17 protein-coding genes are annotated in these 12,273 nt (G+C 63.8%); 11 read left to right on the top strand and 6 right to left on the bottom strand.

Annotated features, from left to right (window positions below):
* Positions 1-159: 159 nt before the first annotated feature.
* Complete coding sequence (locus NLY37_RS15345) at positions 160-453, top strand: GYD domain-containing protein (RefSeq protein ID WP_023672447.1); 294 nt, start codon at positions 160-162, stop codon at positions 451-453.
* 69 nt (positions 454-522) lie between these two features.
* Positions 523-903, top strand: coding sequence for a thiol-disulfide oxidoreductase DCC family protein (locus NLY37_RS15340; RefSeq protein WP_023697082.1), 381 nt, complete (start codon positions 523-525; stop codon positions 901-903).
* A gap of 45 nt (positions 904-948) precedes the next feature.
* Here NLY37_RS15340 and NLY37_RS15335 read toward each other — a convergent pair whose 3' ends face one another.
* Positions 949-1,206 (bottom strand): DUF2798 domain-containing protein, encoded by a 258-nt coding sequence (locus NLY37_RS15335; RefSeq protein WP_023697083.1) that lies wholly within the window; start codon positions 1,204-1,206, stop codon positions 949-951.
* A gap of 272 nt (positions 1,207-1,478) precedes the next feature.
* On the opposite strand from NLY37_RS15335, the gene NLY37_RS15330 reads away from it, so the two are divergent.
* The 3 genes from NLY37_RS15330 (at position 1,479) to greA (ending at position 3,135) form a co-directional block, all read left to right on the top strand.
* Positions 1,479-2,156: a PadR family transcriptional regulator gene (locus tag NLY37_RS15330; RefSeq protein WP_023741123.1), complete on the top strand. Its 678-nt coding sequence runs from the start codon at positions 1,479-1,481 to the stop codon at positions 2,154-2,156.
* 101 nt (positions 2,157-2,257) lie between these two features.
* Positions 2,258-2,551 (top strand): HlyU family transcriptional regulator, encoded by a 294-nt coding sequence (locus NLY37_RS15325; RefSeq protein ID WP_023672451.1) that lies wholly within the window; start codon positions 2,258-2,260, stop codon positions 2,549-2,551.
* Between the two features lie 101 nt (positions 2,552-2,652).
* The gene (greA, locus tag NLY37_RS15320; protein WP_023683799.1) at positions 2,653-3,135 is read left to right on the top strand and encodes a transcription elongation factor GreA; all 483 of its coding nucleotides are present in this window, start codon (positions 2,653-2,655) and stop codon (positions 3,133-3,135) included.
* A gap of 47 nt (positions 3,136-3,182) precedes the next feature.
* On the opposite strand, the gene NLY37_RS15315 is transcribed toward greA, so the two are convergent.
* A complete protein-coding gene (locus NLY37_RS15315; RefSeq protein WP_245260622.1) occupies positions 3,183-3,761 on the bottom strand; it encodes a hypothetical protein in 579 nt (192 codons plus the stop codon).
* 218 nt (positions 3,762-3,979) lie between these two features.
* Complete coding sequence (locus tag NLY37_RS15310) at positions 3,980-4,615, bottom strand: FMN-dependent NADH-azoreductase (protein WP_023689756.1); 636 nt, start codon at positions 4,613-4,615, stop codon at positions 3,980-3,982.
* 109 nt (positions 4,616-4,724) lie between these two features.
* Between NLY37_RS15310 and NLY37_RS15305 the strand changes: the two genes are divergently transcribed.
* Complete coding sequence (locus NLY37_RS15305; RefSeq protein WP_023683802.1) at positions 4,725-5,681, top strand: LysR family transcriptional regulator; 957 nt, start codon at positions 4,725-4,727, stop codon at positions 5,679-5,681.
* Here NLY37_RS15305 and NLY37_RS15300 read toward each other — a convergent pair.
* A complete protein-coding gene (locus NLY37_RS15300; protein ID WP_023672456.1) occupies positions 5,614-6,240 on the bottom strand; it encodes a TetR/AcrR family transcriptional regulator in 627 nt (208 codons plus the stop codon). The genes NLY37_RS15305 and NLY37_RS15300 overlap by 68 nt on opposite strands.
* A gap of 66 nt (positions 6,241-6,306) precedes the next feature.
* On the opposite strand from NLY37_RS15300, the gene NLY37_RS15295 reads away from it, so the two are divergent.
* Together NLY37_RS15295 and NLY37_RS15290 are read left to right on the top strand one after the other, a co-directional pair.
* Positions 6,307-6,732: a VOC family protein gene (locus tag NLY37_RS15295; RefSeq protein ID WP_023741124.1), complete on the top strand. Its 426-nt coding sequence runs from the start codon at positions 6,307-6,309 to the stop codon at positions 6,730-6,732.
* A 94-nt stretch (positions 6,733-6,826) separates the two neighbouring features.
* Positions 6,827-7,738 (top strand): arginase family protein, encoded by a 912-nt coding sequence (locus NLY37_RS15290; protein ID WP_023741125.1) that lies wholly within the window; start codon positions 6,827-6,829, stop codon positions 7,736-7,738.
* 4 nt (positions 7,739-7,742) lie between these two features.
* Here NLY37_RS15290 and NLY37_RS15285 read toward each other — a convergent pair whose 3' ends face one another.
* Positions 7,743-8,693 carry a S1C family serine protease gene (locus tag NLY37_RS15285; protein WP_023689759.1) on the bottom strand — a complete coding sequence of 317 codons (951 nt, stop codon included), beginning with the start codon at positions 8,691-8,693 and terminating at the stop codon, positions 7,743-7,745.
* 169 nt (positions 8,694-8,862) lie between these two features.
* On the opposite strand from NLY37_RS15285, the gene NLY37_RS15280 reads away from it, so the two are divergent.
* From NLY37_RS15280 to NLY37_RS15270, 3 genes are all read left to right on the top strand, one after another.
* The gene (locus NLY37_RS15280) at positions 8,863-9,735 is read left to right on the top strand and encodes a S1C family serine protease (RefSeq protein ID WP_023741126.1); all 873 of its coding nucleotides are present in this window, start codon (positions 8,863-8,865) and stop codon (positions 9,733-9,735) included.
* A gap of 8 nt (positions 9,736-9,743) precedes the next feature.
* Positions 9,744-10,451 carry a helix-turn-helix transcriptional regulator gene (locus NLY37_RS15275; RefSeq protein WP_156933896.1) on the top strand — a complete coding sequence of 236 codons (708 nt, stop codon included), beginning with the start codon at positions 9,744-9,746 and terminating at the stop codon, positions 10,449-10,451.
* A gap of 120 nt (positions 10,452-10,571) precedes the next feature.
* Complete coding sequence (locus tag NLY37_RS15270; RefSeq protein WP_023741127.1) at positions 10,572-11,438, top strand: SDR family oxidoreductase; 867 nt, start codon at positions 10,572-10,574, stop codon at positions 11,436-11,438.
* Positions 11,439-11,568: 130 nt separating this feature from the next.
* Here the strand turns inward: NLY37_RS15270 and NLY37_RS15265 are convergent, their stop codons facing one another.
* Complete coding sequence (locus NLY37_RS15265) at positions 11,569-12,084, bottom strand: TIGR00645 family protein (protein ID WP_023741128.1); 516 nt, start codon at positions 12,082-12,084, stop codon at positions 11,569-11,571.
* Between the last annotated feature and the right edge of the window lie 189 nt (positions 12,085-12,273).

Below are 12,273 nucleotides of genomic sequence, written 5' to 3'. Positions count from 1 at the left end.
CCGATGGCGCCCTTTTTGTTGCCCGGGTGAAGGCTCTTGTCGCACATCTCCGTCGGGAGGATACTTGCCTGGTCGGATGCATGTTCTGGGCGAAAAACCGGATGTCCGCCCAGGCTGATGTCCTCAGCCGTGCTCCGTGGCGCCGGAGGGAGGTGTGTGATGACAACCTACATCCTGCTGATGAACTGGACGGAACAGGGCGCCAGAAATATCCGAGAGTCGCCGAAGCGGCTCGATGCCGCCAAGAAGCAACTGGCCGACATGGGCGGCTCGTTCAAGGCGTTTTACCTGACTATGGGCGAATATGACATGGTGGCGATTATCGAGGCGCCCGACGATGCTGTGCTTGCTCGTTTCGCGCTGATGCTGGCAACGGGTGGCAGCGTCAAGACGCGAACGCTCAAGGCTTTCCCGGAATTTGCCTATCGCGAGATCGTCACTTCGCTTGGATAGCGCTGGGCGCGGGTCCGTGCGGCTCGGCGTCATATTGCGGGGCCGTGCCGTCAGGGTGATAGTCGCGCCATGTCCAAGCCTGCGCTGACCGTCTGGTACAACACACGCTGCCCCGTCTGCGATGGCGGCATCACCCGGCAGAAACGGCGGCTGATCGAGGCGATCAAGGCCGGGCGGATCGAATTCCGCGACATCAACCTCGAACCGGCGGCGCTCTCTGGCTACAGCGCCTCGCTGGAGGACATACGCCGCCGGCTGCATGCCACCGATGCCGAAGGCAGGCTGCTGGTCGGCGCCGATGTCGCGGTTGCCGTCTGGCGGGCGACGCCGGGCGAGGGCTGGCTGGCGACGCTCTTCGGCAATCCGGTCGCGCTGCCGCTGACGCGCTTGGCCTATGATCGTTTCGCCGATCTTCTCTATGCCTGGAACCGGCGCAAGGGCCGCTGGTAGCGAGGCAAGGCCCGAAGATATCTGCGGGCCTTACCGTCATGGGCGTTACCGGGACGCCGGCTCGCAAAGCCAGCCGACAATGCGGCGCACCGCCGGCAGCACCATGAGCAACGTTGGGAACGCTACCAGCCAGGACAGGCCCCAGGCAGTGAGCCAGACAGCCGGCAAATCAGGTCGCAGTCCAAGGCTTTTCAGCGTCGATATGAACGAGACGATGAAGGTCATCAGCAGCGACAGCACCAGCGGACTGACGATCGCGGCATAGCGCGCCGGCAGCTTGCCGCGCTTACGGGTCGTGGTCATTTTTGGATTTTCCTGAAACATCCGGTCCGTCGCATTTGGCATCCATTGCGCCGGGTTTCCGGCGGAACTGCCCGGAAAGACCGGGGTGGATGCGTTGCTTGACGTCAGACGCTTACGGAGAGGTTTTGGCCCTCACGCGCTTTCTAGCTGCCGGCGGCGGCGAAATCAACCTTCTGGCGCCGCCTTTAGATGCATCGTAAGATATATCTTGACTCGTCGGCGGGGTAAGCCTAATTAAGATGTATCGTAAGATATAACTCAAGGAGCAATTCATGCACAGACATCATCCCTTTGGCGAGCGCGCCGAGCGCGCATTCCTGCACATGGCAGGCAAATTTGGTGGAAGAGGGGGCGGCGGCTTTGGTCCGTTCGGCCACGGCGGACGTGGCGGTGGACGCGGCGGCCCGGGCGACATGTTTCGTGCCGGGCGCATGCTGGCCGACGGCGATCTCAAGCTGATCACGCTGTCGCTGCTGGCCGAGGCGCCTCGCCACGGCTACGACATCATCAAGGCGCTGGAAGAGCGCACCAGCGGCATCTACAGCCCGAGCCCGGGCGTCGTCTATCCGACGCTGACCTTCCTGGAAGAGGCCGGCTATGCGGCTTCAGCCGCCGACGGCAACAAGAAGGTGTTTTCGATCACCGAGGCGGGCCAGGCGCATCTCGCCGAGAACCGCGAGATGATCGACGGCGTGCTGGAGCATCTCGAGCGCTTCGGCCGCAAGATGGCGAAAGCGCGGGACTGGTTCGGCTGGAACGACGACGGCGAGGAAGGCGGACGGCGTGGTGGACGGGGTCGCTCGGATGCCCGCGAGGAGTTCCGCGCCGTGCGCCACCGGCTGCGTGCCGCGCTCGGCGATCTCGTCGACGCGCCGGCTGAAAAGCAGGCCGAGGCGATTGCAGTCCTGGAAGCCGCCGCTGAAGCCCTGGAAGCGCTATCGCGCGGTTGACCCCTGGCGAGAACGCTTGCCCGTTCGACTGAGGAACGGTACTGAAAATCATCCTGCACCGCGAGACGTGGTGCAGGATGATTGCCGTTGGAGGAAGCCCCATGTCTTTTCTGAAGCGTCTTTTCGGTGGTGGCGGTGAGGGGGGCGAGCCCAAGAGCGCAGCACCGGCAAAGCAGGTTGAGCACAAGGGATTTTTGATCAGCGCCACGCCCTACAAGGCGGAGGGGGGCCAATACCAGACCTGCGGCGTGGTTTCGAAGGAAGTCGACGGCGTGATGAAGGAACACAAATTCATCCGCGCCGATCGCTTTGCCGGACTGGACGACGCCGTCGACATCTCGATCAAGAAGGGCATGCAGTTGGTCGACGAGCAAGGCGAGAGGATGTTCGGGTAAGGGCCGAACTGGTCGAGGCGCCGAACATAGGTTTTGCGCCGGTCATCCGTCGCCAGAATCTCGAATAACAGCAGTGGGCGGCAAGCAGAAAGTATCGACAATTGAGCGTAGCGTTTGCCAAGGAGGAAAGCGCCGAGGCAGCATCGGAAACCATCCTGCCGGCTCGCCCTGTCTCCGATCGGGTCAACCTTGTCACGGAAGCGGGCCTCAAGACGCTGCAGGTTGAATTGACTCGCGCCCAGCAAGCTCTCGAGGCCGCTAGCGTGCTGGAAGATGTCAATGAGCGGCGACGCCAGTCAGCGGTTCCGGTTCGAGATATGCGTTACTATGCCGAGCGCGTCCGTACGGCACAGCTTATGCCGGTGCCCACCTCTAATGAGGTGATCGCCTTCGGGCACACCGTTACCTTCAAACGTGATGATGGCCGCACTCAGACCTTCCGCATCGTCGGAGAGGATGAGGCCAACCCGTCTGAAGCTTCCATATCGCATGGTTCGCCGGTTGCCATCGCGCTGACCGGAAAAACCGTTGGCGACTTTGTCCAGCTAGGGCCGCGCGAACTTGAGATTCTGTCCATTTCCTAGGACGCAGGTATGATGCGCGACCGAGGCCGGTGCACCTTGAGACGTGATCAGATGCCCGCAATTGCCAAAAGCCAAGCCAGGATGTCGAGCAGCAGAAAAACCAGCGCAATCTGCAACGCCAGCCGGAGCCGCTGGATAATTCGCCAGTTGCCGGCCATGTCCGCCTTGATCCGAAGGGCAAGCGCGCGGCGCATGGCCGACATTGTCGTCGGCCTGTCGCCGTCGACATATTGATCAAGCAGATCTTCCGGATCGAAGCGGAATGTATATTGGTGATAGGGCCAAAGCATGAAGACGATCAGCCCGCCGATGCCGAACAACAGGGCCACTGCGGTCCAATCCCAAAGCCCAAGCCCGTTGGAAAGCGCCGCACCGCCGAGTAGCGAGTTGGCAAATGCGATGGCAAAGACAAGGCTGCCGGCGCGGGTGCTCATGTTCTCCACAAGCGTCTGCTGTTGAGTGAGACCTCTCACCGCCTCCTGATAGATGAACGCGAGACGCGGATCATCGTCGGCAACAGCGCTTGCGACAATTCCGTTGTTCTCTCCTCCACTCGGACATTCGGCCATAAGTTGCCTCTCTGTTTTGACAGGGTTGCACGAGTTTAGCCCGATCCGTCGGTGCAAAAACAGATTGGCCGTGGACCAACGGCAAATCCGATGGCGATGCCGGGGGCTCCAAGCCTATGAGGGCCAGCTGATGAACGGGCAAGAATAGTTGGCAGCCATCGAAAACCCCGCCACGAACACCACGCCATCTGCCGGTGGACCCTGCTCTCGGCCCCGGACAGCAAGAAGGCAGGCGCCGAAGCGCCCGCCTTTTCAATGCGAATGACGGGGTGTGCTTACGCGGCGATTTGCGCGCTCGCGGTCTTGGCCACCACGGCATCGACCTTGGCGGTCGCCTTGGCAAGTGCGGCGGTGACGGCATCAGGGCCCATGCCGACGCCTTCGATGCGGATGACGTCGACATCGGTCATGCCGAGAAAGCCGAGCACGCCGCGCAGATAGGGGATGGCGTGATCGAACTGCACGGCCGCACCTTCGGAATAGATGCCGCCCGAGGCGAGTACGATATAGACCTTCTTGCCGGTGACGAGGCCCTTGGGACCACCCTCGCCATAAGAGAAGCTCTTGCCGGAGCGGGAGATGTGATCGACCCAGGACTTCAGGGTTGAGGAGATGTTGAAGTTGATGAAGCCGGTGGCCAGGATCACGGTGTCGGCTGCGAACAGTTCGTCAAGCACGATGTCGGAGACGCCGACGACTTCGGCCTGGCGCGGCGTGCGGGCTTCAACGGGGGTGTAGATGCCGGTCGCATAATCGGTGTCGATGTGCGGCAGCGGGTTGGCCACGAGGTCGCGTACGACGAGCGTATTCGACGGGTCGGCGGCGACGAGCTTTTCAGCGAATTCGGTAGCGATACGGGTCGAGTGCGAGGCAGCGCCGCGCGGGCTCGAGGTTACAAGCAGGATAGACATAGCGGTTCTCTCCAGTGGGAATTGATTTCTCCCGCCTGATATGGGCCTACCGACCCATTCAAAAAACTGGTATATTTTCTATACGATCCATCCATAAAGTAGGTATGCCGTGCAACCCAATCCGACGCTCGACCAATTGCAGATCCTGGTTGCGGTCGCCGACACCGGCAGCTTCTCAGCCGCCGGCCGCAAGCTTAACCGCGCGCAGTCCGTCATCAGCTACGGCATCGCCAATCTTGAAGCGCAGCTTGGCCTGAAACTGTTCGAGCGCGAGGGCACGCGCGAGCCGCAGCTGACCGAAATCGGCCGGGCGATGCTGGAGGACGCCCGGCGCATGGTCGGCGTGCTGCAGCGCATCCGTTCGCGTGCCGACGGTCACCATCAGGGGCTGGAGGCTGAAGTTGCGCTATCGGTTGACGCGGCGCTGCCCTCGCCGGTGCTGGTGCGGGTGCTGAAGGCGTTCGAGGCGCAGTTCCCGACCGTGATGATGCGACTGCATATCGGCACGCTCGGTCTGATCCCCGACCATGTCGTCAGCGGACAGTCGGATCTTGGCATCGGTGGCTTGCTGGGCGAGGTCGACGTGCATCTCGTGCGCATCGGCTTCATGTCGATCGTGCTGGCTGCCGCCCCCACCCACCCTCTGGCACTGCTGCCGAAACCGGTGGCGCTCGAGGATGCGCGAGAGCACACCCAGCTGGTTGTCAGCGACCAGTCGGAACGCACCAAGGGACGCGACTTCGGCGTCTTTGCCTATCGTACATGGCGGCTGACAGATGTGCGTATCAAGCATACGTTGATGCGCGAGGGGCTGGGCTGGGGCGGGTTGCCGCGCTGGCTGATCGCGGACGATTTGGCCAGCGGCAGGCTGGTCGAACTCGACCTTGAACCCTTTAGCGAGGTGCGCTCATCGCTCTATGCCATGCACCGCGCCGACCGCAGCCCGAAACCGGCGGCGGCCTGGCTGATCGACCAGTTCAAACGCCAGCTCGGCTGCTTCAACGAGTTCGACCCGGACGACCTGCCTGAGGATGAGCCGGAGACAGCCCATCGATCAGAGCCATGAGCACGGCGCGATAGTCTTCGGCCGAGGCGCCGGCCTCGACGGCAAGTGCTGCGCGGTCGAAGGCAGCGGCGAGCAAAGCGGTCAGCGCATCGGCCGGCAGTCTGGTCATCGACTGTTCGCGCATTGCCGCAACCAGGCCTTCGCGCAGCGACCGGTTGCCGTGGCGATTGTCGATCGCATCCATGGCGGCGCGGCCAAGCACGGCCGGCCCGTCGAGCAGCAAAAGCCGCGTGCGGCCGGGCGCGCGCATGGCGGCGAGATAGGCGTCCGAGCCGGCAATCAGCGCATTGCGGGCAAACAAAGAAGGCGGCGAGGCGCGCTCGATCTCTTGCGCCACCGCCGCCGCCTCCTGCTCGACCACGGCGGCAAACAGCGCCTGCTTGTCGGCAAAGTGGTGATAGAGCGCGCCGCGGGTGACGCCGGCGGCCGCAACGATCTCCGGCGTGCCGGTCTCGGCATAGGACTTTTCGATGAACAGTTTGCGCGCCGCAGCGATCAGGTCGGCGCGCGTCGCTTCGGTGCGGTCGCGGTTGGAGCGGCGCGGGGTTTCTCGTTGCATACATGCAGCCTGTATGTTATTTCGAATTACATGCAAACTGTATGTTGGCTAACGGGAGAAAGAAAGATGAAGACGACGAGCTATTATCCGGTGCTGATGACGGGCGACGTAGCCGGCACAAAAGCCTTCTATACCAATCACTTCCGCTTCAAGCCGCTGTTTGCGAGCGACTGGTATGTGCATCTGCAGTCTGCCGAGGATCGCCGAGTCAATCTCGGTATCGTCCAGGGCGACCACGAGACGATCCCCGAGGAGGGGCGCGGCCGCACATCGGGGCTGCTGATCAATTTCGAGGTGAGGGATCCTGACGCTGTCTATGAACGGATCGTTGCGGCCGGCCTGCCGATCCTGTGCCCGCTGCGCGACGAACCCTTCGGCCAGCGCCATTTCATCACCAGGGATCCCAATGGCGTGCTGATCGACGTCATCAAGCCGATCCCGCTCAGCCCGGAATTTCAGGCGCAATTCGCGGCGGGCGCGGCGGGCGCCTGAACGATGGCAGCAAATGTCGGCAGCGGCTCCGGCCGCTGTGGCCGGACCCGCACCATGCGGTCTATGTTGGTGACGTTGAAGCTGGGCCTGCCGCATGCGTGACATCTGCCTTGTTCGGGCGCCATCCAATCTCGGCCTTCGGCCCTTGGAGCCGGGCCATGTGCCCGGCACCTGGCGTGCGCCGCAGGCGCTGAGCCAAGCTGGTTTGATCGAGTCGCTGGCGCCGGGGCGGGTGGTCGATCTCGACAGACCCGCCTACAGTACCGAACCGCAACCGGGCACTAGGCTGCGTAATGGTCCGGCGATCCGCCGCTTCAACCTCGATCTTGCCGAGATCGTCACCGGCGCGCTTGGGCAAGGCGAGTTCCCGCTGATCATCGGCGGCGACTGCTCGATCCTGCTTGGCGCACTGGTCGCCGCGCGGCGCTCGGGCGCGGTCGCCCTGGTCCATGTCGATGGCCACAGCGATTTCCGCCATCCCGGCAACTACGATGTCAATGCCTCACTCGGCTCGGCTGCCGGCATGGATCTGGCACTTGCCACCGGACGCGGCGAGGCTTTGCTGGCGCAATGGCCAGGTGTTGTCGGTCCGCTCGTCGCCGACGAGGCGGTGGTTCAGATCGGCGAACGCGAGAGCCGCGATGCCGATTTTGCCTGGCCCGACATCAATGCGACCGCCGTCACGCGCATCGATGTCTTTGCAGCGCAGGAACTCGGCGCGGCTGGAGTGTTGCAAAAGACAAGAGCGACGCTGGCGCGCGCGGGCTGTCCCTACTGGCTGCATCTCGATGTCGATGTGCTCGACCAGACGGTGATGCCGGCGGTGGATTCGCCCGGCAGCCCCGGCATCGACCCCGATGAACTCGTTGCCATTCTGTCGGCGCTGGCAGCGGACCAGCGCTGCACCGGCTTGGACATGACGATCTACGATCCCGACCTCGACCCGACCGGTGACCTTGCGCGACTGCTGGTGTCGCTGCTCGGGCGGGTGCTCAAGCCTCGATAAGGGCTCAGCTCGCCCTTGCTACCGGCGTCACCGTCACCTGGCTGACGCCGGTGCGGCGCACCACGGTGCACAGCGTCTCGCGGCCGATGCGTTCGGCGTCGAGCATGCGCACGAGGTCGTCGACGCCGGTGACCGGGCGACCGTCTATCGCCGCGATGATGTCGCCTTCCCTGAGGCCGGCCTTCGCCGCGGGTCCGTCTTTCTCGACGCTGCGCAGCCGCACCGCAGTACTGGTGGTCACCTGCGACAGGAGCGCTGCGCGGCGCGGCAAACTGGTAGTGTCGGCCGAGATGCCGATGAAGGCGCGCCGCACGCGGCCGAAGCGGATGATCTCCGAAATGACGAAGTTGGCGGTGTTGGAAGCGACCGCGAAGGCGATGCCTTGCGCGCCGTGGATCATGGCGGTGTTGACGCCGATGACTTCGCCTGCGGACGACACCAGCGGTCCGCCGGAATTGCCGGGATTGAGCGCGGCATCGGTCTGGACGACATCGTCGATCAGCCGCCCGGTCGAGGCGCGCATCGAACGGCCAAGTGCGGAGACCACGCCTGACGTTACGGTCCATTCGAAGCCGAGCGGATTGCCGATGGCAATGGCGATCTGGCCGCGCCGCAGCCGCTTGGAATCGCCGAGCGGCGCGACTTCGGTGAAGCTGCCATCGGCGCGCACCAGCGCGATGTCGGTGTCAGGGTCGCGGCCTAGCACGCGGCCTTCGCTGGAGGCGCCGTCGGGCATAGAGACGCGCACCGTTTTGGCATCGCCAACGACATGGAAATTGGTAACGACCAGCCCGTCCGGCGCGATGACGAAGCCGGAGCCATGGCCACCTTGGCCACCGACGCGCTCGATGCGGCAGACGGCTGGGCCGATGCGGTCGACGGCGTCGGCGACTGTCGTCGAATAGGCGTCGAGCAGTGTGTCGTCGGTTTCGAATTTGTGGGCGGCGAGGGCCATTGGCGGGGCTCCGTGTTTTCAGGCGCGATGATGACTATATGTGCGGAGCGGCTCGAACTGCCGCGACCTGACCAGATGGCCAGTCAAACCAGTAACTAGCCGTCAGACGAGTACCTCCGGGCGCACTGCCGAGCGATATCTGGGGCATGAGAAAACCCAGGAGATCATCATGAGTGACTTCAACCTTAATGCATTTTCCGAGGCCATCGCCGATCTCGCCGCCAAGGCTGCGCCGGCAACGGCAAGTTTCACCACCCATCACCATCGCACCGCCAGCGCCTTCCACTGGCGTGACGGCTATTTCGTCACCGCCGAGGAAGCTGTCGAGGCCGGTGAGGAGATCGAATTGACATTGGCTTCGGGCGAAGCGGTGAAGGCCGAACTGGTCGGTCGCGATCCGTCGACCGGCGTAGCGCTTCTGAAGCCGGCCGGCGCGGCCGCGGCGCCTGCGCTCGCCAAGGCGGATGGGGTGCGGCCGGGCAACGTCGCCATCGCTGTCGGCAGCAGTCAGGGCTCTGCGCTGGCTGTCTCGGGCTCGGTCGGCGAGGTCGGCCCCGCCTGGCGCTCGATGCGCGGCGGCACCATCGATCGGCGCATCAATCTCGCCGTCAATGCCGGCGGCCGTTTCGAGGGCGGGCCGGTGCTTGACGCCAAGGGCGCGCTGATCGGCATGCTGCTGTTTGGGCCACGTGGTCGTGCGCTGGTCATGCCTTATGAGACGATCGAGCGGGCCGTGGCGACGCTGCGTGAAAAGGGCCATGTCGCGCGCGGCTATCTCGGCGCCGGCCTGCACCCGATCCGTGACGGCGCGGCGCGCGGCGCCATGGTCATGAGCCTCGACGACAATGGTCCGGCCAAGGCCGCCGGCCTTGCGCTGGGCGACATCATCATGGCGTGGAATGGCGAGGCCGTGCACGGCCCGCGCGAACTGATCCGAAAGCTCGGGCCGGATAGCGCGGGTGCCGCGGTGACGCTCGGCGTGGTGCGCGGCGGCGAGCAGCGCGATGTCGCGTTGAACGTCGGTGAAAAGCCGCTGAGCTGAGAGGGCCGATGGAAAGCGACACGCTCACAAGGCCGGAGGCGAGTGGACCGGAGGCGGGTGGGCCGGAGGTGGCGGGCGGCGGACGCCAGCTCGTGGTGCTGATCGCGCTGCACGATGCCGCGCGTGCCGAGCGCCTGTCAGCTTCGCTTGCGATGGCGGACGATCTGCTTCCGGTCGTGGCCGGCAGCGGGATTGCCGACGTCGCTGTCGTCGATGACGCTGTTGCGAACAGTGCGGCCTGGCTCGATCGGGCCGATGGTGGCAACAGCGCAATCCCACGGGTGCTGCTATCCGCGAGCGCTGGCCGGCCGGAAAACCGGGTGCTTGCCGTGCTGCCTTTGGCGTCGGATGCGAATCTGATCGCGGCTGCCGTCAGACTGGCGGCGGCCGGCTACCGGGTGTCCAGGGATGGGCGTTCGACGCCCGCTCGCCACGACGATTTCGATGGCGCCGCCAACGGCGGAAGCCATAGCGGGCTGTTCGGCGAGGAGCCGTTGGACGATGGCGCTACCGCCCGTCCGGCGCTGTCGCCGCGCGAGGCCGAAGTGCTGGCGCTGCTGGCCGAAGGCGCGCCCAACAAGGTGATCGCCCGGCGGCTGAACATTTCCGTGCACACGGCGAAATTCCATGTCGCCGCGATCCTGATCAAGCTGGGTGCTGCGAACCGCACGGATGCCATCGCGATCGCGATGCGGCAGGGCCTGGTGCTGGTCTAACCCCCTTTTCCGTTTGAGCCTACGTTGCGTAACCCCGTTGCAGGCTGCCGAGGCCTTGCGCAGTGCATTGCCGCCGCGCAATGGTTCGCGTCAGTGATGTAGCAAGGGAGGTGCCAAGACATGTCGCTCAAGGGAAAGACGCTGTTCATCTCCGGCGGGTCGCGCGGCATCGGTCTTTCGATCGCGCTGCGAGCTGCGCGCGACGGCGCCAATGTGACGATCGCGGCCAAGACCGCCGAGCCGCATCCGAAGCTGCCGGGCACGATCTACTCGGCAGCTGAGGAGATCGAGCAGGCCGGCGGCAAGGCGCTGCCTGTTTTGTGCGACATCCGCGAGGAGGCGCAGGTGGCTGAGGCGGTTGCCAAGACCGTCGAAAAGTTCGGCGGCATCGATATCTGCGTCAACAATGCCAGCGCCATCCAGCTCACCGGCACGCTGGAGACGGACATGAAGCGCTACGATCTGATGCACCAGATCAACACGCGCGGCACCTTCCTGGTGTCGAAAATGTGCATTCCCCACCTGAAGTTGGCAAGCAATCCTCACATCTTGAATCTGGCGCCGCCGCTCGACATGAAGGCCAAATGGTTCAAGAACCATGTCGCCTACACCATGGCCAAGTTCGGCATGTCGATGTGCACGCTGGGGATGAGCGCCGAGTTTGCCAAGGACGGCATCGCGGTCAATTCGCTGTGGCCGATCTCGACCATCGACACGGCTGCGGTGCGCAATCTGCTCGGCGGCGCGACGGTGGCGGCGATGAGCCGCTTACCCGACATCATGGCCGATGCCGCACACGCCATCTTCCTGCGCTCATCGCGCGAGACATCAGGCAATTTCTACATCGATGAAGAGGTGCTGCGCGCCGAGGGCGTGACCGATTTCGCGGTCTATGCGCCGGGCGCGACCGGGCCGCTGGCCGGCGACTTTTTCGTGCCGGACGCGGTATTTGCCAATTCGCCGACGAACGTCAAAAGCATCTACTGACGGAAATCACGGGCCGACGGCGCTGCTTCCTCATCCACCTGCCGGCGTTTTTCGAAAAACCAAGCAATTGGCTTTTCGCCCGCTGTGCGGACCAGCCTCACCTCCCCATGAACGGGGAGAAAGGGGCTCATCACTCCTCGCCCTTCTTGCCTTTGCTCAGTCCCATCAGCCGGTCGATATAGGCCAGCATCAGCGCCGAGACGACGAAAGCGAGGTGGATGATGGTCAGCCACATCAGCTGGTCGATCATATAGGAAGACGAATTCAGGAACACCTGCAGCAGGTGGATCGAGGAAATAGCGACGATGGTCGAGGCGACCTTGACCTTCAGCGAACCGACATCGATCGTACCCAGCCAGTGCACGCCGCCATCCTGGTCGTCGAAGCGGCTGACGAAATTCTCGTAGCCGGAGATGATCACCATCACCACCAGCGAGGCGACAAGTGCGGCGTCGATGAGGCCGAGCATCTTCAGGATGGTGTCGGTGTCGTCGAGTGTGAAGGCGACCATGACGAACTCGTAGAGTTTTTTGCCGAAGGACAGCGCATAGACGGCGAGCGCCAGGGCCAGCCCGATGTAGAAAACCACTAGCAGCCAGCGTGAGGCGAGGATGATCGATTCGATGGCGAGTTCGAGACGTTTCATGCAGCGGTTCCGGTGAGCTTTCTGAGGTCGACTGGGGTATTTCGGTCAGCTTGCCGCGGTTTGCAAGGCAAATTGCGGCGCAAAAAAACCCCGCCGGGAGGGCCGGCGGGGTTCAATGCATCCCGCTGGAGTCGGGACGGGGCAGGGAACGCCCAGCCTTGAATCTGGGGAGGGCGGCCGCTCTATTCA

Source organism: Mesorhizobium sp. C395A, from assembly GCF_030323205.1.
Classification (GTDB): Bacteria; Pseudomonadota; Alphaproteobacteria; order Rhizobiales; family Rhizobiaceae; genus Mesorhizobium.
This window is presented reverse-complemented; position numbering and strand designations above follow the sequence as displayed.